A 20,314-nucleotide genomic window follows, 5' to 3' on the forward strand; every position below is an offset into this window, starting at 1 on the left:
CTATATTTTTTAGGTTAAAATAAATTGCAAAAAAGCGCTTTATTAACTACTTTTGCAAAACTAAAGCATGAACCTATGCAACCCATAACCAACTTGGAAAACAATTTATCATTCGAAGATTTTAAAGCGGAAGTCATTAAAGACTATAAAACCGCCATGATAAGTCGAGAATGTAGTTTACTTGGGCGTCGTGAAGTATTAACAGGCAAAGCTAAGTTTGGTATTTTTGGTGATGGTAAAGAAGTACCTCAATTAGCCATGGCAAAAGCGTTTAAAAAAGGCGATTGGAGATCTGGTTACTACAGAGACCAAACCTTTATGATGGCCATAGGAGAACTGACACCAGAGCAGTTTTTTGCAGGTTTATATGCAAATACTAATATTGATTTAGAACCTATGTCTGCTGGCAGGCAAATGGGTGGTCATTTTGTAACACATAGTTTAAATGATAATGGAAGCTGGAAAGATTTAACAAACCAGTACAATTCTAGTGCAGACATCTCTCCTACTGCCGGGCAAATGCCTAGACTATTAGGTTTGGCTCAAGCATCAAAAATTTTCAGAGAAGTTGAAGGTATTAATACAACTGGATTTTCTAAAGAAGGTAATGAAGTTGCTTGGGGAACTATAGGAAACGCTAGCACAAGTGAAGGTTTGTTTTTTGAAACTATAAACGCTGCTGGTGTTCTACAAGTTCCTATGATCATAAGTGTATGGGATGATGAGTATGGTATATCTGTTCACGCAAAGCACCAAACTACAAAAGAAAATATTTCTGAAATATTAAAAGGATTCCAAAGAGATAAAAACTCTAAAGGCTACGAAATTTTAAGAGTTAAAGGCTGGGATTATGCCAACCTTATAGAAACCTATCAAGAAGCTGGAGCAATTGCCAGAGAAGAGCACGTGCCTGTACTAATACATGTGCAAGAACTTACACAGCCGCAAGGGCACTCCACATCAGGTTCTCATGAACGTTACAAAAATACTGAACGTTTAGAATGGGAAGCAAAAAACGATTGCAATCTTAAATTGCGCAAATGGATTATTGAAAGTGGCATTGCTACTAACGAAACACTTGTTGAAATTGAAAGATCTGCTAAAAGAGATGTAAGAGAAGCTAAAAAGAATGCTTGGAATACGTTTTTAAGACCCATAAAAAAAGAACAAGAAGAGTTAATTTCAATATTAAAACAAGTAAAAGCAGTAAGTGTTAATGGTGTTTTTATTGCTAAACTAAAAGATAGCTTAGCAAATATAGACGAGCCTACAAGAAAAGACATATTATCGCATGCTAGAAAAGCTTTAAGGTATATTGTTGAAGAAAATTTTCAAGAGAAAAAAACATTAAGCAAATGGATTGATTCCATTTTTCAACATGCACAACCAAAATTTAGTTCGCATCTATATTCTGAAACACAACGCTCTAATACAAGAATAAAAGAAATAAAAGCCACTTATGATGATGGCGCAGAACAAGTAGATGGTAGAATTATTCTCCGTGATAATTTTGATGCCATTTTCAGTAGTTATCCAGAAGCATTGGTTTTTGGCGAAGATACTGGTAATATTGGTGATGTTAATCAAGGCTTAGAAGGCTTACAGGAAAAATATGGTGAGCTTCGTGTTGCAGATACAGGCATTAGAGAAGCAAGTATTATTGGACAAGGGATTGGCATGGCACTTCGAGGCTTAAGACCAATTGCTGAGATTCAATATTTAGACTATATACTGTATGCTTTACAAATTATAAGCGACGATTTAGCCACATTACATTACAGAACAAAAGGAAAGCAAAAAGCGCCCTTAATTATTAGAACGCGCGGCCATAGACTTGAAGGTATTTGGCATTCGGGTTCGCAAATGGGTGGTATTTTAAATTTAGTAAAAGGTGTTAATTTATTAGTGCCAAGAAACATGACTAAAGCCGCTGGTTTCTACAATACACTTTTACTTGGTGACGATCCAGCTATAGTAGTAGAATGTTTAAACGGTTACAGACTTAAAGAAAAAATGCCTAATAATTTAGGCAACCTTAAAACACCTATTGGCGTTGTTGAAACCGTAAAAGAAGGAACAGATATTACTTTAGTGTCTTATGGTTCTACACTCCGCATTGTTCAACAAACTGCGAAAGATTTATTAGCAGTTGGTATTGATGCAGAGATTATTGATGTGCAATCATTAATGCCTTTTGATTTAAACCAGGATATTGTAAAAAGCATAGCCAAAACAAATAGAGTCATGATTATTGACGAAGATGTTCCTGGTGGTGCTTCTGCTTATATTTTAGATAAGATATTAAACGAACAAAACGCATTTCAATATTTAGATAGCGCACCAAAAACCTTAACAGCAAAAGCTCATAGACCCGCTTATGGGAATGACGGTGACTACTTCTCAAAACCATCTGCAGAAGATATTTTTGAAGCCATTTATGATGTCATGCACGAATTGAGTCCTAATGATTTTCCTAAACTGGAGATAACTCAATTTTAAAATATAAATATTTAAAACCATTGCACTTGTAATGGTTTTTTTATATTTATAAATAAATCAAAACAAGTTCATGAAAGCTGTTTCTGTTGTTACTATAAAAAAAGAATTAAAGCATTTATCTTCCGCTGAATTATCAGAATTATGCCTGCGATTATCAAGATTTAAAAAGGAAAACAAAGAACTCCTCACCTATTTGCTTTTTGAGTCTGAAAATGAAGCTGGATATATTGAAAGTGTAAAACATTACATGGATGATGAGTTTGAATTGATTAATACGGATAGCTATTTCTATATTAGAAAAAGCACTCGAAAAATACTTAGAAACGTTAAAAAGTATATACGTTACTCACAAAAAAAAGAAACCGAAGTAGAACTACTTATCTATTTCTGTGAAAAACTAAGAGATTTTAAACCTAGCATAAAACGAAGCACACAACTTCAAAACATGTATAACCGTCAAATTTTATTAGCTAAAAAAACAATTGATAAATTACATGAAGATTTACAATATGACTTTAATTTGATGCTGGAAAATTTATAAAACATTAATTATGGACAACAAATACGCATCTATTATATCTAGAGTTAAAGCATTAGTAATAGATAGTATTATACTTATATTATTAATGTATTCTGCTACTGAAATATTCGGCCTATTCGATAATATTCCAAACTATTTAAGAATTGGAGTATTCGTATTTCTTTTCTTATTGTATGAACCCATACTGGTTTCAGTATTTGGAGCTACAATTGGTCACTTTTTTAATGATATTGAAGTTAAAAGAGAAAGTAACGAAAATAAGAACTTAAACTTACCTTTTGCAATTGCTAGATTCATAACAAAATTATTTTTAGGTTGGATATCTTTACTAACCGTAAATAGCACCAAAAAAAAGCAAGCTATTCATGATTATGTGGGGCAATCTGTTGTAAAACCCTATAAAAACAAAAAATAGTATAGAGTTATATTAATTCATTAATTTGGTTTAACAAACACCTTTTCTATTTTTTTAATACCTTTTCTTCTTCATAAGAAAGCAAAAGAAGCACTAAACTATTACCGTAACTTGCTTCATAGAATCTATTATTTGAAATCATACCAATACACCAACAAAACACAAGGCTTTGTTTGAATGCTAGCAGCAATATTTTATCTTTGCCAGTTCAAATAAGATATTGATTTATGAAAATTTCATATAACTGGTTAAAACAGTTTTTAAATACAGACTGGACACCAGAACAAACTAGCGAATTACTTACAGATTTAGGACTAGAGGTTGAAGGTCTAGAAGCCTACCAATCGGTTAAAGGCGGACTAGAAGGTGTTGTGGTTGGCGAAGTTTTAACATGCATTAAACACCCAAATGCAGATAAGCTTAAAGTAACTACAGTAAATATTGGAGGTGAATCGCCTTTGCAAATTGTTTGTGGAGCTCCTAATGTAGCTGCTGGACAAAAAGTACCTGTAGCAACCATAGGCACAACTCTTTATACTGAAGAAGGTGAATCTTGGACCATTAAAAAAGGTAAGATTAGAGGAGAAGAAAGTTTTGGAATGATTTGTGCCGAAGATGAACTAGGTTTAGGAAATTCTCATGACGGTATTTTAGTTTTAGATGATGCTGTTGAAGTTGGCACACTTGCTGCTGATATTTTCGATATTGAAAACGATCAAGTTTTTGAAATTGGTTTAACACCAAACCGTGCTGATGCTATGAGCCATTTAGGTACAGCTCGCGATTTAAAAGCTGGATTAATACAAAAAGAAATTAATTTAGAATTAATAACCCCATCTGTGAGTGCTTTTCATGTTGAAAATCGTACTTTGAAAATAGATATAGATGTTATAAATAAAGATTTAGCCCCACGTTATTGTGGTGTTTCTATTTCTGGATTAAAAGTTGCCGAGTCTCCAGCCTGGTTACAACACCGTTTAAAAGCTATTGGTTTAAGCCCAATAAATAATATTGTAGATGCCACCAATTATGTATTACACGATTTAGGGCAGCCTTTACATGCTTTTGATGCTGTAAAAATCTCTGGAAATAAAATTGAAGTAAAAACCTTAAAAGCAGGCACAAAATTCACCACTTTAGATGGTGTTGAACGCGAATTACACGAAGACGATTTAATGATTTGCGATGCCGAAAAACCAATGTGTATTGCTGGCGTTTTTGGTGGTATTGATTCTGGAGTTACAGAAAACACAACAAGTATTTTCTTAGAAAGTGCTTACTTTAACCCTGTTAGTGTTAGAAAATCTGCTAAACGTCATGCATTAAATACTGATGCTTCTTTTAGATTTGAGCGTGGTATTGATCCAAACATATGTGAATACGCGTTAAAACGTGCTGCTTTATTAATTCAAGAGATTGCTGGTGGTGAAATTACTAGCGATATTATTGATGTTTATCCTAATAAAATTAAGGATTTTGAAGTGCGTTTAAGTTTTGAAAATGCTAAAAAACTAATTGGCGAAGAAATTCCTAAAGAAACTATAAAACGCATTTTAACCTCTTTAGATATAAAAGTAAATAATGTTACAGAAACTGGATTAGGCTTGACTGTTCCTGCCTTTAGAAACGATGTTATTAGAGAAGCAGATGTTATAGAAGAAATCTTAAGGGTTTATGGTTATAACAATATTGAAACCACAAAAAAACTAAACGCTTCTATATCTACGACAACACGTTTTGAAGATCATAAAATTCAAAATATTATTGGTAATCAATTAGCTGCGCAAGGTTTTTATGAAATCCTTTCAAACTCGCTAACTACTCCTAATTATGCTGCATTAAGCGAGCAATTAAAAGAAGAACACAATATAACCATGCTTAACCCATTAAGTAATGATTTATCTGTATTAAGACAATCATTACTATTTTCTGGTTTAGAAGCTGTATCCTTTAATATTAATAGAAAACGCTCTGATTTAAGGTTGTTTGAATTTGGAAAAACATATCATGGTTATGATGATAAACGTGAAGAATTCAAGCACTTGTCTGTTTTTATAACCGGAAATCAAATATCTGAAAACTGGCATGAAAAGAGTAAAAAGAGTGATTTCTTTTTAATGAAGGGCCAAATTATTTCAATTCTTGAACGTTTAGGGATTTCTAGGTTTAATGAATCTCCTATAAAAAGTGATTTATTTGCTGAAGGTTTAAGTCTTGGTCTAGGAAAAAATAAACTTGTTGAATTTGGATTGGTTAAAAAGCAAATATTAAAACATTTTGACATTTCTCAAGATGTTATTTATGCAGATTTTAAATGGGATACCATTTTAGACTTAGTGAAGCACAATAAAATTAAGTTTAAAGCTATACCTAAATATCCAGAAGTAAGACGTGATTTTGCGTTGCTTTTAGATGACAATGTAACTTTTGAATCTATTTATAAGCTAGCAAAACAAAGCGAAAAACAATTACTTAGAGGTATTAATTTATTTGATGTATACCAAGGTAAAAACTTACCAAAAGGCAAAAAGAGTTACGCTGTTAGCTTTACTTTACAAGATGAAAACAAAACGCTTACCGATAAGCAAATTGATAAGATTATGAACAAACTACAACAGAGTTTTGAAAAACAACTGGGTGCAGAATTGAGATAATCTTCACTTACAAAAAAACAAAAAGCCGACAATTGTCGGCTTTTTTTATATAAAGAAATTTCGTATCTTTAAAATAGAACTTTAAATCATATAGTTATGCCTGATTCTAATTATATTAAAATTTATTCGGGAGATTCAATACGTGCTCATCGAATAGCATCTGAACTAGAAAAATCAGATATTATACCAGTTCTTAAAGATCAAACAGATTCTGGTTTGCTCCCAATCTTTGGAGCGTCAAATTCAATTTTAAAACTAGTTTACGTTCATAAAGATGAATTTGATAAGGCTAAAAATATAGTTGAAAATTTAAGCTCAGAATTACAAGAGTAAATTTATAGCCTATCTAATAAAACTTAATCAGCATTTACTATTTCAACAAAAAACTTGTTAATTTTTTACAAAATTAACAAGTTTTTATCTTTAAAATCCTTATCTTTAATTAAGAACCTTTTAAAACTTTAAATTATGTCTAATTATATAAAAGTATTTACGGGGAACTTTATTGAAGTTCAACGCATTTTTAGATTACTTGAAGAAGTAAATATTTGTGCAATAATTAAAGATGAATCTGAATCTGGCAGACTTGCTGGTTTTGGCTCTTCAATTTTAGGTTTGCAAGAAATTCATGTACATAAAGATGAACTTACTAGAGTTAAACCTATTATTGAAAATGCAACTTCCCAATTAGAGTTCGATTAAGCTGTTAATTACGAATACATTTTATCACGTAATTCTTTTATCTTTTTATCCTGCATATATTCATCGAACGTTGTATAACGGTCAATAACTCCATTTGGGGTTAACTCTACTACTCTATTGGCAACGGTTTGCGCAAACTCATGATCGTGAGTTGTAAATAAAATAGTGCCTTTAAAGTTTTTAAGTGAGTTATTAAATGCTGTAATACTTTCTAGATCCAAGTGGTTTGTAGGTTCGTCTAACTGCAATACATTAGCTCTCATCATCATCATTCTTGATAACATACACCTCACTTTTTCACCTCCAGATAAAACAGAAGATTTTTTAAAAGCTTCTTCTCCACTAAAAATCATTTTACCTAGAAAACCACGAATATTAACCTCTTCGCGTTCTTCTTCGGTAGTTGCATATTGACGCAACCAATCAATTAAAGTCAATTCGTTATTAAAAAAAGCATCATTATCTAATGGCAAGTAAGACTGCGTTGTGGTTACACCCCACATAAATTTACCAGAATCAGCTTTTTCATTATTATTCAGTATTTGATAAAATGCTGTTGTTGCTCTAGAATCTCTAGAGAACACGACTACTTTATCTCCTTTTGCCAAATTTAAATCAATGTCTTTAAATAGCACATCGCCTTCAAGCGAAGCTGTTAAGCCTTCAACATTAAGTATTTGATCTCCTGCTTCTCTTTCGCGTTCAAAAATAATAGCAGGGTAACGACGACTGGTTCTTCTAATGTCGGCAATATTTAGCTTTTCAATCATTTTTTTTCTACTCGTTGCTTGTTTACTTTTTGCAACGTTAGCAGAAAAACGACGAATAAATTCTTCTAACTCCTTTTTCTTCTCTTCTGCCTTTTTATTTTGTTGTGCATGTTGTCTAGCTGCTAATTGAGAAGATTCATACCAAAACGTATAGTTACCAGAATAGTGGTTTATTTTTCCGAAATCAATATCAGATATATGCGTACAAACAGCATCTAAGAAGTGTCTATCGTGAGATACTACAATCACACAATTATCATAATTTGCTAAGAAATTCTCTAACCAAGAAATTGTTTCATAATCTAAATCGTTGGTTGGCTCATCCATTATCAACACATCTGGATTTCCAAATAAAGCTTGTGCTAATAATACACGTACTTTTTGCTTACCATCTAAATCGGCCATTAATGAATAATGAAATTCTTCTTTAATACCTAAGTTAGACAACATAGAAGCCGCATTACTATCGGCATTCCAGCCATCCATTTCTTCAAACTTAACTTGAAGTTCTCCTATTTTTTCAGCATTTTCATCTGAATAATCAGCATACAACGCATCAATTTCTGTTTTAATTTTAAATAATGGTTTATTACCCATTAATATCGTTTCTAAAACGGTATGCTCATCATATAAATTATGATTTTGCTCTAAAACAGACATACGCTTACCGGACTCTAAAGATACATGTCCTGAAGTTGCCTCTTGCTTACCCGAAATAATCTTTAAAAATGTAGATTTTCCAGATCCGTTAGCACCAATAATGCCATAGCAATTACCATTATTAAATGTGGTATTTACTTCATCAAAAAGCACGCGTTTACCGAACTGAACAGAAAGATTTGATACTGATAACATAAAGGATTATTTAATTTTTTGCAAAAGTAAAAAATTACATTGGTAAGTCGAAAACTTAACACCTCTAATTTTAGGTATTTAAAGCAATCTGATACACTTTTGATTAGTAAATATTTAACAACGCATTAACAGGACTTTATAAATACAAGCTATATTTTTGTTAGTACAAATGACTCAGAAGGGATTTATGAAGTTATACTTTACAATTACTTGTATTCTTTTAACATTATTAAGTTGCAAAAAAGACAAAAAGGATACCATTGCTTTAGATTATGCATATATAGGTGGTGAAATAATTAACCCAAATACTAAATATATTGTTTTATCGAAAGATGAAACGGTTATTGACACCGTAGATCTTGATGGTAGAAATAGATTCATTTATAAAATTGATAAGCTAAATGATGGCTTATATACGTTTAGACATGGAGGCGAGTATCAATTAATTCTGCTTGAACAAGAAGATAGTCTATTGCTTAGACTTAATACTCTAGATTTTGATGAATCGTTAGTTTATAGTGGTAATGGCGGTAAAAAGAACAATTATTTTATTAATGAGTTCATTAAAAACGAAGGAGAAGAGAAATACATTGTTGAGCTATGTCAGCTTGACGGCGAAACATTCCAAAAACGTGTAGACTCAATAAAAGCTTCAAAAGAAAAAGCATTAGAAAATTTTGCTAATAAATATGAACCCTCTCAGTTATTCTTAAGAATAGCTAAGGCAAATATTGATTATTCTTACTATTCCAGTAAAGAAGCTTACCCCTTTATGCATTATGGTAAAAACAAAGCTGCAGTTTTAAAATCTTTGCCAGATAATTTTTATGACTATAGAAAAGACATTAACTATAATGATTCATTTTTAATCCATAATTTTAATTACAATAAATTCTTAAGGTCTAATTTTAATAACTTAACGCTTGAGACTCATGATAAACATGAGACAAACGCCTGCTACGACAGAAAGTCTTTATGTTATAATTTAGATAGATTAAAACTCATTGATAGTTTAATTTTAAATCCAACTATTAAAGATGATTTATTATATCATTTTACAATGGGTTACCTTTCAAGAAATAAAAACATAGCAGATAATAGCAAACTTTTAAAATCTTATTTAGAAAAAAGTAAGAGTGAAAAAGGTAAAAAAATGATGTCGCGTTATACAATCAATTCTAATGTTTTAAAAGAAGGCTCAAGAATCCCAAACATTAAAATAATAAACTACAAAAACAATGTGCTTAGTCTAGCATCGCAAATAAATTCGCCAACTGTCTTGAGTTTTTGGTCTCACAAGTACCGCAAACACTTTAAAGAAACGCATTTCAAGCTAAAAGAATTAAAAATAAAATACCCGGAAGTTACTTTTATTACTATTAATATGGATGATTCTGATTTATCAAAATCTAAAAAGTTCTTAGAAAGTAATGGTTTTTATAGCGCAGAAGAATTTAAGTTTAAAAACCCTGAAGAATCATTAGATATATTAGCTATTTACCCTATGACAAAAACCATATTGGTTGATAAAAACAAAAAAATTGTTAATAGTAATACTAATTTATTTTCAGTTCACTTTGAAGAACAATTACTTGGCTTGATAAATAGGTAAGCTATAATTTATAATGGTTCATTAGCATTTTCTCATAGACCTTGTCTGGTAAAATTCGTTTTAAAACGATAGAAAATTTCTGAAGAAACTCCCCTACTTTATAATGTCCTTTTGGGTTTGGTGTATTAATAATTTTATAAATCGCTTTAGCCATAATATCCGGATTGCTACCATTATCAACATGCGTATTCATTAAATCTAAAGTATCTCCATATGGTTTCTTATATGGCGAAGCATCAAGTAATGGTGCATGGTATCTACCAGCTGCAATATTGGTTGCAAAATCTCCAGGCGCTACATTGGTCATTTTTATATTGAAGTCCTTAATTTCCATTCTAAAAGCCTCAGTTAAAAGCTCAAGAGCTCCTTTACTCGCACTATAAACACCTCTATAGGGTAACCCCATATAACCGGCAATAGAAGTTACATTAATGATTAATCCGGAATGTTGTTTACGCATTTGTGGCAATACAGCCTTAATAACATTGATTGGGCCAAAAAAATTAGTTTCAAAATTGTTTTTAATTTCATCGTTTGGCGTTTCCTCTATTGGTCCTGTAATTCCTGCACCAGCATTATTTATTACAACATCTAATTTGCCTTCTTTATTAATAATGGTTTGCACAGTTTCAGAAATTGTTCCTTCATCTTTTACATCAAGTCCTAAAATTGGAAACTTACTTTGCTTATACTTCTCAGGATTTCTGCTGGTTCCGTAAACGATAAAGTCTTTTTCAATTAAAAACTCACCTATAGATTTACCAATGCCAGATGAACCACCAGTAATTAAAACAACTTTAGACATAATAAAAGAAATTACAAATATAAAGTACCAAATTACAAAATTGAAACGATAAGAATACGTAAATTTTGGGCACAAAAAAAGGCAAGCTACCTACATCACACCGCTACGACCATTTACCTTTGCTTCGTTCCCGACCTGGAGGATTCAACAGGAGCTGGTTGTGTAGGACTTGCCAGCTGCAAAGATACAACCTTTTAAAAATTTCACAATGATTTTTTAAACTGATTTTAAATAAATATCTTGCTATAAATTATAATATTAAAATGAATACATTCAAATATCTCACAATCATATTTTTAAGTGGATTATTAATCTCTTGTGGGTCTAATTCTGGTCAGAAAAAAAGCGATTTTATTATAAAAACTAATGCCGAAAAAGGTAATATAGCGAATAATAAAACTCTAAAACTGTCTTTAGAGAACAAAAAAAGCCACACCATTGATTCTGTTATATATGTTTTAGACGGAAAAAAAATCGATGCCAATTCTAATTTAACCAATTTTAAATTAGGAAAACAAACTATTGAGGCTACCGTTTATTTTGAAGATGAAAAGCAAACAATAACGTCTACAGTAACGATTTTAAATAGTGAGTTACCAAAAGTGTATACTTATAAAATTATTAATGAATACCCTCATGATATTACATCTTACACTCAAGGCTTAGAGTTTTATAATGATACGCTTTATGAAAGTACAGGACAGTTAAAAGAATCTAAACTTAGAAAATTAGATTATAAAACGGGGAAAGTTATTAAAAACATAAATTTAGCCGATGAGTATTTTGGTGAAGGTTTAACCATTTTAAACAACAAGGTGTTTCAATTAACATGGCAAAAAGGAACTGGTTTTGTTTATGATGTAAATACGTTTGAAAAATTAAGCAGCTTTAAATACGGAAACAGTAAAGAAGGCTGGGGATTATGCCATTTTAACAACACCATTTATAAAAGTGATGGAACCGAAAAAATATGGTTACTAAATTCTGAAACTTTAGCTGAACAAGAATACATTCAAGTCTATACAAACAAAGGTAAAATAGTTGGTATAAATGAAATGGAATGGATTGATGGAAAAATATACGCTAACCGTTACCAAAAAGATGGTGTCGCTATAATTAACCCGAAAAATGGTGCTATTATTGGTGTTGTAGATTTTAAACCTTTAAAAAAGTTAGTAACTCAACATGAAGGTTTAGATGTTTTAAATGGTATTGCATACAACCCAAAAACGAAAACTATATTTGTAACTGGTAAACGTTGGGATAAACTGTTTGAAGTGGAAATTATAGAGAAATAGAATCACAAAAAAATATTAAAAACTGGTTTAGACTTTATCGTTTAAACCAGTTTTTAGTTATAACCTGTTCTGTTTTTTTATTTCCTTTATGGATGTATTCGTTCTTTATGGCATGGTATTCATAATCTTTCCCCCAAGTTTCATAATGCTTAGAAACGGCTTTTATAGCATCACAAATAAATTCAATTTCATTATTCGTCATTGTTGGGTGAATTGACATTCGTATCCAACCCGGACGATCCATTAAGCAACCTTCAAGTATTTTTTCCTCAATGGCTTTAGAAGTTAGTTGATCTACATGCAATAAATAATGCCCATAAGTTCCAGCACAAGAACAACCACCACGAGATTGAACTCCAAACTTGTCATTTAAAAGTTTTACAATTAAATTATAATGAACATTATCAATATAGAACGAAAACACGCCTAACCTATCTTTATGTTCAGGAGCTAATATTTTAAGGTTTTCAATTTTAGAAAGCCTATCAAACACCATAGCATTCAATTCATGTTCTCGATCTAAAATATTCTGAACACCCATTTCTTCTTTCAACTGAATAGAAAGTGCAATTCGAATAGCTTGTAAAAACCCAGGAGTACCGCCATCTTCTCTGGTTTCAATATCATCTATATAATCATGATTTCCCCATGGGTTTGTATAACTTACCGTTCCGCCACCTGGATTATCTGGAACTACATTTTTATATAATTTTTTATTGAATACTAAGACTCCAGATGAACCTGGACCTCCTAAGAATTTATGCGGTGAAAAGGTAATAGCATCCAGATATTCTTCTTCATCTTTTGGATGCATATTAATGCTTACATAAGGTGCAGAACAGGCAAAATCTACAAAACACAAACCATTATTTTGATGCATTATTTTTGCAATTTCATGATAGTTTGTTCTGATTCCTGTTACATTAGAGCACCCTGTAATTGCGGCAATTTTAATAGGACAATCGTTATATTTATCAATAAGTGCTTTTAACTTTATTGCACAAGGTAAACCAGCGTCATTTGAAGGTATCACTTCTACCCTAGCAATAGTTTCTAGCCACGAAGTTTGATTAGAATGATGCTCCATATGCGACACAAAAATGATTGGACGTTTTGCTTCAGGAATTGTAATATCGTCCTTTAAGTTTTCACTAAGCTTAAGCCCTAAAATACGCTGAAACTTATTTATTGCACCTGTCATTCCTGTACCAACAGTAATGAGTACATCATCTTTTGAAGCGTTAACATGATGCTTAATAATATTTCTAGCTTCATGATAAGCCAATGTCATTGTAGAACCAGTAATGGATGTTTCGGTATGTGTATTTGCTACAAATGGTCCAATTTCGTTAAGTAATTTTTCTTCTATTGGCCTGTATAACCTTCCGCTTGCTGTCCAATCAGCATATATTATTTTTTTTCTTCCGTAAGGTGATTCGAAATAATGATCTGCTCCAACAATATTATTCCTAAACTTATCAAAATATTGTTCAAGTTTTGAAGTCTGATTTGTAGAACTCATAATGTTAGACTATTAAATAATCATCTTTTAGTGTTGCAAGTAAAAATTAGGTATCTAAATGAAATTACATGTTTAACGCATCAAATATTTCTATTAGTTTTTTATCTGAAGGTCTTGGCGCATTATCATTAACAACATTACCATTAGGATCAATTAAAATAAACCTTGGAATTGTTGATACCTTAAAATCTCTTGCAAATTTTTGGTCGCCTTTTGCATATAATTGTATACCGGTTAATTCCTTTTCTTTAACCATAGCCTTCCATGCTTCGTAAGCATTGGCACTATCTAAGGAAATACTAACAAATGCTATGTTTTTATCATGATACGCTTTCTCTACTCTTTTTAATGCTGGAATTTCAGCTTTACATGGGCCGCACCAAGTTGCCCATAAATCTATATAAACATACTTGCCTTTTAAATCGTCTAAAGATGTATTACCACCTGCATAATTTTCGTAGTCATTAAATTTGGGTGCTGCTTTACCTATAAAAAGAGATGTCTCTTCACTTCTATCATTAACTGTTTTTATTTCTTCTTCTATAGCTTCAGGCTTTTTTTCTTCTTCTTTTTTACAAGAAGTAAATGCTAGAACAATTGCTAATACGTATACTATTTTTTTCATAATCTTAATTTATTGTTTCTTAAAAACTTGTAAACCTTCTTCTAAAAACTCGGCATAATCAGCTTCATCTGGCGTATAACCAACTGGTTCATTTAAAACTTTAGTCCCATCAGCATTCAGCAATACATAATAAGGTTGAGAATTAGACTTAAAAAATTGTGTTTGAAAATTAGCCCATTTATGACCGTAGTTTTTCAATAATCGTTTACCACCGTTAACTCTATTAACTTCAATCTTTTCATCGGTTGGCAACTCTTTTTTATCATCTACATACAGCGAAATCAAAACATATTCGTTTCTAAGATAATTATCAATTTTCTCTAATGGCCAAACATGCTCTTCCATCTTACGGCAGTTTACACAAGCATATCCTGTAAAATCAATCATGATTGGCTTATTAACTTGTTTTGCATAAGCAATACCTTCCTTTAAATCTTTAAACGTTTTTAAGTTATTTGTTGATGCACTAGGATGCATCCAACTATAACCAACAGGTGGCGCTAAACCACTTAATAAAGTTAACGGTGTAAAGGTTTTAGTTTCTTTATTTACCATAAAACCTGATGCCAAATAAATAGCAAAGGCAGCTACTAAAATACCACCAGCAATTCTTGAAAATGATAGTTTTTTAATTGGAGAATCGTGAGGAAACTTAATTTTCCCGAATAAATAAAGTGCTAAACCAGCAAAAATGATAATCCAAAGTATTAAGAAAGGCTCTATTTTTAACAGTCCCCAATGTTTTACTAAATCGGCATTTGATAAGAACTTAAACGCTAAGGCTAGCTCTAAAAACCCTAAGATAACTTTGGTAGTATTTAACCAGCCACCAGATTTTGGCAACGCATTCATCATATTAGGAAACATCGCAAATAATGCAAAAGGTAAACCTAATGATACTCCAAAACCTGCCATGCCTGCTGTAAGTTGCCATGCACCACCATCGGCAGTTAAAGAACCTGCTAAAAGCGATCCTAAAATAGGACCTGTACAAGAGAATGAAACAATGGCTAAGGTTAATGCCATAAAGAAAATACCAATAATACCACCTGTATTTTCACCTTGCGTTGTTTTGTTTGTCCAACTTGCAGGTAAGGTTAATTCGTAATACCCAAAGAATGAAAAAGCAAAAAACACAAAAACGATAAAGAATATAACATTCAACCAAACATTCGTTGATATTTCATTTAAAATATCTGGGTTAACCGAATCTAAAAGATGAAAAGGAACACTTAGTATTAAATAGACTAAAAGTATAAAGAAACCATACAACAAAGCTTTGCCTACACCAGAGCTTTTATCACCACCTTTTTTAGTAAAGAAGCTTACTGTAAGCGGAATCATCGGGAATACACAAGGTGTTAAAAGCGCTAATAAACCGCCTAAAAACCCTAGTCCAAAAATAGTCCAAAGCGATTTTTTTTCTTCAATTTTACCAGACACTAAAGTAATATCTTTAGGTGTCATACCGTAAAGTGTATTGTTTACAGAATTGTTATCAATCGCAACTACTTCATTAGAATCTGCATTATTTACACTTCCGTTAATATTAAAAACCAGCTCTACTTCTGTTGGTGGTAAGCATCTAGAGTCATCGCAAACCATAAACTCTACAAAACCATTTACTGTTTTTACATCGCCAGTTAATTTTACTTTTTGAATGAAATTTGCTGATTTTTCGAAGAATTTAATTTTCATTTGAAAAACGGGATCATCTACAATATACCCCTCCTCTTCGCTTGTATTACCAACAAACTTAAACGCGCCGTTAGCATCATCAAACATAAACGTTGTTGGTATTGGACCATCTTGAGGAACATCTTGCGAATATAAATGCCAACCAGACTTAATAGTTGCCGTACTTATTAAATTGTACTCTGTATCTGAAATTTTCTCAACAGCCGTTTTCCATTTAACGGGCTCTAATATTTGAGAATGACCTACTGTAAAAGCTATTAAAGCAAATACAAGGAGTATGCGTTTTATCATTTATAATGGTATTTTATTTATTCTTATTGCAAATCGAAGACTAGTATTGCAGGATCTGGCATGATGCATTTAGAATCATCACAAACCATATAATTTACTTCTGAGTTAACTTTAAAAGGTAGTTTACCTTTAAGCTTAATACGTTGCCTAAACCTAGTTTCATTTTCAAAATACTTCACTTTCATATTAAAAGTAGGATCATCAACTACTTTTCCTTCTTCTTCTTGAGTATTACCTTTTTTTAGGTATTTACTATTTCCTTCAAAAGAAAACTGAGTAGAAACTGGTCCACCTTCAGGAACATTTTGAGAATATAAATGCCATGTATCATCAATAGTTGCTGTAGCTATAAGTTCGTATTCTGTATTAGATATTTTTTTTACTGATGTAGACCATTTTACAGGCTCCAAAATTTGAGAAAACACACTTGTTGTAATCAAAAATAATACACTAAAAAATATATGTTTCATAACGGTTTGTTTTTATTCAATTAATTGAATCTAATAATTCACTAAAAGCAAAAATAGTAAGAAAGATTTTGTCTATCTAAACATTAAGACAGCAAATACCTACAACCCTTACTAATATATTGTTAAAGTTTAAATACAACGTACAAAAAGCGCACCATAACAGGTGCGCTTTAAAATAAAGACTATTTATTTTTTAAAATCTAACAGAGACCTTTCCTCTTAAAAAGAAAGGTGCCCCTGGTGTAAAATGTATTTCTTCAACCGAGTTTGGTTCGTTAAACAATCTACTTTCTGTTGCAAATTGTGTTTCATTCCATTCGGTATCAAGCAGGTTTTCAACAATCAATCCGAAGGTCCAGTTTTTATGCGTGTAATTCATATTAAAATCGGTTACAATATACCCGTCGGCAACAATAGAATTATCTTCGTTTGCAGGTCTGTCTTTTATAAATCTGTAACTAAGTCCTCCTGAAAAATTGTTTAACCCTTTAATATTTAAACTTCCACTAGATGTTAAATCTGGTGCCAACGGAATATAATCTTCTCCACTTGATTCTTCTGCGCTTCTAGCATACGTGTAATTAACATCGGTATTAAAAAATAGCCAATCATTAAATTGATAACGCAAACCAAAATCGACACCATAACGCTTTGTTTTTCCGCTAGGCTCAACAATACCAGCATCGCCAACATACACAAACTCTTGTTGCAAAAATAAGCTCCATAATGCAGCGTTAATAACCAACCTGTCTGCTGGTTTACTAATAAAACCTATATCTGTACCAAAAGCCGTTGGCAAAATTTCTTTACCATTATTGGCTGTTACTACTCTCGTATCGTTTGAATGATACCCTAAACCTGTTTTAGCAAATAATTGAAGTTTTGGTGAAGATGCGTAAATAAAATTCAGTTTTGGACTTAGCAACACCTTGTTTTCGCTTTTATTATCATACGTTTCGGTAAGTAAATTTTCATAATCAAAATTGAAATAATCTAACCTCAGCCCAGGATTAATAGTCCATTTATTCTTCTTGTATGTTAAATTAGCAAAAGAAAACCCGTTTAACTCATCAACATTTCCAAAGGCTAACCGTTCTAGTAATTCGTCCCTGTTTTTGGTTCTTGATAACTGCACATCGTTAACATCGTCATATCTAAAACCAACACCTAATTCGTATTTTAATTGTGCGTCGTGGTCTTCAAGATGAAAAGTATGATCGAAAACCGATTTAGCACCAATAATCGTTCTGTTTTCATATTGACGAATTTGATCTCCGTTTACAGGATCTTCTAAAAAGAATGTAAAGTTTGAAAACAATTCGAAATCGTATTTAGACACATAAGCCAATGATTTTATTGCTGAATGTTCATCTAGTTGCTTTTTATGGCTTAACCAAATGTTGGTTCTACTTGTATTACCACCTTCAGTATCATCAATAGCTCCAAACCTACCAATTTGTCCGCTTTCAACAGCACGCACAGGTATTTGCCCTGATGCATCCCATTTACTTTGAAAGTGAGAAAGTGCCATATTAAATTCTTGATCTTTGTAATTATTAAAATTATAACGTCCCATAATATTAATACGATTAAAGTTTTGTGGCGATTCAAAAACACCATCAGAAAGCATTAATTCTGAAGCTAAGTATGCCGAACTATTTTCTTCATCAACTAGTTTAACCATACTTAACGCCCGTAGGGTATTAAACTGCCCTGCCTCTAAAGAAATGACATTATCTTTAATAGTATTTTTGGTATTTATATCAACATAACCTGCTGTATTAAAATTACCTTTATCTGCATAATATGAACCTTTTGCAAAGTCTATATTATCAATAGTTTCAGGAATTATAAAGTGCATATCTGCATAAGCTTGACCATGCGCATGCGATACCATATTTACAGGCATGCCATCAACATCTATAGCGATATCTGTTCCGTGATCAATATCAAAACCTCTTAAAAATATTTGTTCGGCTTTTCCGCCTCCTGCATGTTGCCCGATGATTAAACCCGGAATTTTTCTTAAAACTTCCTGTGATGATTTTACGGGACTTGTTTTTAAATCTAGGTTTAAGAATGTACTTAGTGTATTGACTTTTGAAACTATTAAAACTTGATCTAATGAAGCCGAAGAAATGATCATGGATATATCTACCGTATTATCTAAATGCGATTCATTGATCACTAAGTCTTGATTTTCGTAACCTAGTTGATAGAAAGAAACTACATCGTCTATAGAGATGTCATCAATTTCAAAATATCCCGACACATTAGTATAGGTGTATGTTCCTGTAGTTTTATTATAAACCCCTACACCTTGTAAAGGTTTTTCATTTTCTTTTGAAATAACTATCCCTCTTAGCTCATGGGCGTGCATAACTATTGAAGAAAACATTAATAAAGTGGCTAGTAACTTTCTTTTTAATTTAAACATATTTTAGTGTTTTTATCCGGTTCAAAAATACTTACGAAAAAATATTAGTGGCGGTTTTAAAAAAACACAAAATTATATTTATTTGATAAATAATTAAAAAAAGTTAAGACTTATACTACTTTTTTAAAGCAATTATTTTCTAACAGCACTTTGCGTACAAGGGCAATTACTTATACCCTGTAAAAAGTTCAACCCGATGGTTACAACATGTGTACCAGAGTTATATGCAGAAAGATCGTTTGTAGTAACTTGATAAGCATAACCAAAATAGAAAATTGACTTTTGGAAACCTACCATTGGCCCAACGTTTAAAGGTTTTAAGAATTGATCGTTTAAGAATCGATATGAAATTCCTGCCCAAAAGTAATCGTAGTCTCTATTGTATTTTCTAAACTTGAAATTAACATCTGTACTTGAACGTTTATCACTCGTAAACATTTGGTAATAGATTGAAGGTTCAAACTCTAAACCACTCTTTTTTGGCCCTTTAAAAGTGTAACCCGAATACACTTGATAGTTTAAAAGTAAATTAGGCTCTGAAATACGTACCGTTTCATCCAATTTCTTATCTAATATATTATTTACATTAAAGCTTAAAAATGCACCTTTATACCTCAGCAAAGTACCAACATCAAAGTTATTATTACTAGTTCTTCTATCGTCAGTAACAAACGGGTCTATAATAGGATTTTCATGTGTTGTTTGAAAATTATCGATGTCAATTCTAAAATTATTTAAGTTATATGAAATACCAAAAGATAAATATAGTTTTGAATAATAGTCTAAAACCAAATGATGCGCAAAAGAAATTTTCCCTCCAGATTGTATGGTATTACCGTTTCTATCGTTATAAAAAGATACACCAACACCGGTACGATCTGCAATTCTAACATCGGCATAAACAGATTGATTATCTGGAGCATTTTTTATACCAACCCATTGCGTAAGTCCGTTAGCTCTAATTTTTAAATTATCGCCAATACCAGCATATGTTGGAGATACCACAAAATCGTTATCTGCCAAATACTGAGTAAAAACAGGTAAATTCAACTCTTGGCTAAAACTATTCGTTATAACCAGAAGAAGTAAACCTATATATATATTCTTTAATTGCATATAC

16 protein-coding genes and 1 other RNA gene are annotated in these 20,314 nt (G+C 31.7%); 8 read left to right on the top strand and 9 right to left on the bottom strand.

Translation table 11 applies throughout. The features are described from left to right. Window positions 1-75 precede the first annotated feature (75 nt). The 6 genes from SJY43_RS13445 (at window position 76) to SJY43_RS13470 (ending at window position 6,811) form a co-directional block, all read left to right on the top strand. Window positions 76-2,499, top strand: a complete 2,424-nt coding sequence (locus SJY43_RS13445) for a thiamine pyrophosphate-dependent enzyme (RefSeq protein ID WP_396603415.1) — start codon at window positions 76-78, stop codon at window positions 2,497-2,499. Between the two features lie 70 nt (window positions 2,500-2,569). Beyond that, window positions 2,570-3,040: a hypothetical protein gene (locus tag SJY43_RS13450; RefSeq protein ID WP_396601264.1), complete on the top strand. Its 471-nt coding sequence runs from the start codon at window positions 2,570-2,572 to the stop codon at window positions 3,038-3,040. 10 nt (window positions 3,041-3,050) lie between these two features. After that, window positions 3,051-3,455: an RDD family protein gene (locus SJY43_RS13455; protein WP_396601265.1), complete on the top strand. Its 405-nt coding sequence runs from the start codon at window positions 3,051-3,053 to the stop codon at window positions 3,453-3,455. A gap of 227 nt (window positions 3,456-3,682) precedes the next feature. Beyond that, a complete protein-coding gene (gene pheT / locus SJY43_RS13460; RefSeq protein WP_396601266.1) occupies window positions 3,683-6,109 on the top strand; it encodes a phenylalanine--tRNA ligase subunit beta in 2,427 nt (808 codons plus the stop codon). A 96-nt stretch (window positions 6,110-6,205) separates the two neighbouring features. Next, entirely contained in the window at window positions 6,206-6,442 is a 237-nt protein-coding gene (locus SJY43_RS13465; RefSeq protein ID WP_396601267.1) for a putative signal transducing protein, read from the top strand. A 135-nt stretch (window positions 6,443-6,577) separates the two neighbouring features. After that, window positions 6,578-6,811, top strand: coding sequence for a putative signal transducing protein (locus SJY43_RS13470; protein WP_396601268.1), 234 nt, complete (start codon window positions 6,578-6,580; stop codon window positions 6,809-6,811). An 8-nt stretch (window positions 6,812-6,819) separates the two neighbouring features. Here SJY43_RS13470 and SJY43_RS13475 read toward each other — a convergent pair whose 3' ends face one another. Next, the gene (locus tag SJY43_RS13475; RefSeq protein ID WP_396601269.1) at window positions 6,820-8,436 is read right to left on the bottom strand and encodes an ABC-F family ATP-binding cassette domain-containing protein; all 1,617 of its coding nucleotides are present in this window, start codon (window positions 8,434-8,436) and stop codon (window positions 6,820-6,822) included. Between the two features lie 187 nt (window positions 8,437-8,623). On the opposite strand from SJY43_RS13475, the gene SJY43_RS13480 reads away from it, so the two are divergent. Beyond that, window positions 8,624-10,048, top strand: coding sequence for a TlpA family protein disulfide reductase (locus SJY43_RS13480; RefSeq protein WP_396601270.1), 1,425 nt, complete (start codon window positions 8,624-8,626; stop codon window positions 10,046-10,048). Between the two features lies 1 nt (window position 10,049). Here the strand turns inward: SJY43_RS13480 and SJY43_RS13485 are convergent, their stop codons facing one another. Beyond that, window positions 10,050-10,853: an SDR family oxidoreductase gene (locus SJY43_RS13485; RefSeq protein WP_396601271.1), complete on the bottom strand. Its 804-nt coding sequence runs from the start codon at window positions 10,851-10,853 to the stop codon at window positions 10,050-10,052. 76 nt (window positions 10,854-10,929) lie between these two features. Beyond that, an RNA gene (ffs, locus tag SJY43_RS13490) (signal recognition particle sRNA small type) lies at window positions 10,930-11,028 on the bottom strand. An 88-nt stretch (window positions 11,029-11,116) separates the two neighbouring features. Here ffs and SJY43_RS13495 point away from each other — a divergent pair. Next, entirely contained in the window at window positions 11,117-12,151 is a 1,035-nt protein-coding gene (locus tag SJY43_RS13495) for a glutaminyl-peptide cyclotransferase (RefSeq protein WP_396601272.1), read from the top strand. Window positions 12,152-12,185: 34 nt separating this feature from the next. Here the strand turns inward: SJY43_RS13495 and SJY43_RS13500 are convergent, their stop codons facing one another. The 6 genes from SJY43_RS13500 to SJY43_RS13525 form a co-directional block, all read right to left on the bottom strand. After that, window positions 12,186-13,673 (bottom strand): aminotransferase class V-fold PLP-dependent enzyme, encoded by a 1,488-nt coding sequence (locus SJY43_RS13500; protein WP_396601273.1) that lies wholly within the window; start codon window positions 13,671-13,673, stop codon window positions 12,186-12,188. Between the two features lie 64 nt (window positions 13,674-13,737). After that, entirely contained in the window at window positions 13,738-14,298 is a 561-nt protein-coding gene (locus tag SJY43_RS13505) for a TlpA family protein disulfide reductase (protein ID WP_396601274.1), read from the bottom strand. 9 nt (window positions 14,299-14,307) lie between these two features. Then, window positions 14,308-16,287 (bottom strand): protein-disulfide reductase DsbD family protein, encoded by a 1,980-nt coding sequence (locus tag SJY43_RS13510; protein WP_396601275.1) that lies wholly within the window; start codon window positions 16,285-16,287, stop codon window positions 14,308-14,310. Window positions 16,288-16,310: 23 nt separating this feature from the next. Then, window positions 16,311-16,757 carry a protein-disulfide reductase DsbD domain-containing protein gene (locus SJY43_RS13515; protein ID WP_396601276.1) on the bottom strand — a complete coding sequence of 149 codons (447 nt, stop codon included), beginning with the start codon at window positions 16,755-16,757 and terminating at the stop codon, window positions 16,311-16,313. A gap of 193 nt (window positions 16,758-16,950) precedes the next feature. Further along, on the bottom strand, window positions 16,951-19,194 hold the full coding sequence (locus SJY43_RS13520) for a TonB-dependent receptor (protein WP_396601277.1): 2,244 nt from the start codon (window positions 19,192-19,194) through the stop codon (window positions 16,951-16,953). A 132-nt stretch (window positions 19,195-19,326) separates the two neighbouring features. After that, on the bottom strand, window positions 19,327-20,310 hold the full coding sequence (locus SJY43_RS13525; RefSeq protein WP_396601278.1) for a type IX secretion system membrane protein PorP/SprF: 984 nt from the start codon (window positions 20,308-20,310) through the stop codon (window positions 19,327-19,329). Window positions 20,311-20,314: the final 4 nt, after the last annotated feature.

The sequence above is a fragment of the Algibacter sp. R77976 genome, from assembly GCF_044594645.1.
Classification (GTDB): Bacteria; Bacteroidota; Bacteroidia; order Flavobacteriales; family Flavobacteriaceae; genus Algibacter_B.

Bases quoted from the DNA above. Each gene is read 5' to 3' on its own strand.
- SJY43_RS13480 (WP_396601270.1), top strand. From the start codon at position 8,624: ATGAAGTTATACTTTACAATTACTTGTATTCTTTTAACATTATTAAGT.
- SJY43_RS13485 (WP_396601271.1), bottom strand. From the start codon at position 10,853: ATGTCTAAAGTTGTTTTAATTACTGGTGGTTCATCTGGCATTGGTAAA.
- SJY43_RS13445 (WP_396603415.1), top strand. From the start codon at position 76: ATGCAACCCATAACCAACTTGGAAAACAATTTATCATTCGAAGATTTT.
- SJY43_RS13475 (WP_396601269.1), bottom strand. From the start codon at position 8,436: ATGTTATCAGTATCAAATCTTTCTGTTCAGTTCGGTAAACGCGTGCTT.
- SJY43_RS13455 (WP_396601265.1), top strand. From the start codon at position 3,051: ATGGACAACAAATACGCATCTATTATATCTAGAGTTAAAGCATTAGTA.
- SJY43_RS13505 (WP_396601274.1), bottom strand. From the start codon at position 14,298: ATGAAAAAAATAGTATACGTATTAGCAATTGTTCTAGCATTTACTTCT.
- SJY43_RS13465 (WP_396601267.1), top strand. From the start codon at position 6,206: ATGCCTGATTCTAATTATATTAAAATTTATTCGGGAGATTCAATACGT.
- SJY43_RS13500 (WP_396601273.1), bottom strand. From the start codon at position 13,673: ATGAGTTCTACAAATCAGACTTCAAAACTTGAACAATATTTTGATAAG.
- SJY43_RS13510 (WP_396601275.1), bottom strand. From the start codon at position 16,287: ATGATAAAACGCATACTCCTTGTATTTGCTTTAATAGCTTTTACAGTA.
- SJY43_RS13470 (WP_396601268.1), top strand. From the start codon at position 6,578: ATGTCTAATTATATAAAAGTATTTACGGGGAACTTTATTGAAGTTCAA.
- SJY43_RS13450 (WP_396601264.1), top strand. From the start codon at position 2,570: ATGAAAGCTGTTTCTGTTGTTACTATAAAAAAAGAATTAAAGCATTTA.
- SJY43_RS13520 (WP_396601277.1), bottom strand. From the start codon at position 19,194: ATGTTTAAATTAAAAAGAAAGTTACTAGCCACTTTATTAATGTTTTCT.
- SJY43_RS13525 (WP_396601278.1), bottom strand. From the start codon at position 20,310: ATGCAATTAAAGAATATATATATAGGTTTACTTCTTCTGGTTATAACG.
- pheT (WP_396601266.1), top strand. From the start codon at position 3,683: ATGAAAATTTCATATAACTGGTTAAAACAGTTTTTAAATACAGACTGG.
- SJY43_RS13515 (WP_396601276.1), bottom strand. From the start codon at position 16,757: ATGAAACATATATTTTTTAGTGTATTATTTTTGATTACAACAAGTGTG.
- SJY43_RS13495 (WP_396601272.1), top strand. From the start codon at position 11,117: ATGAATACATTCAAATATCTCACAATCATATTTTTAAGTGGATTATTA.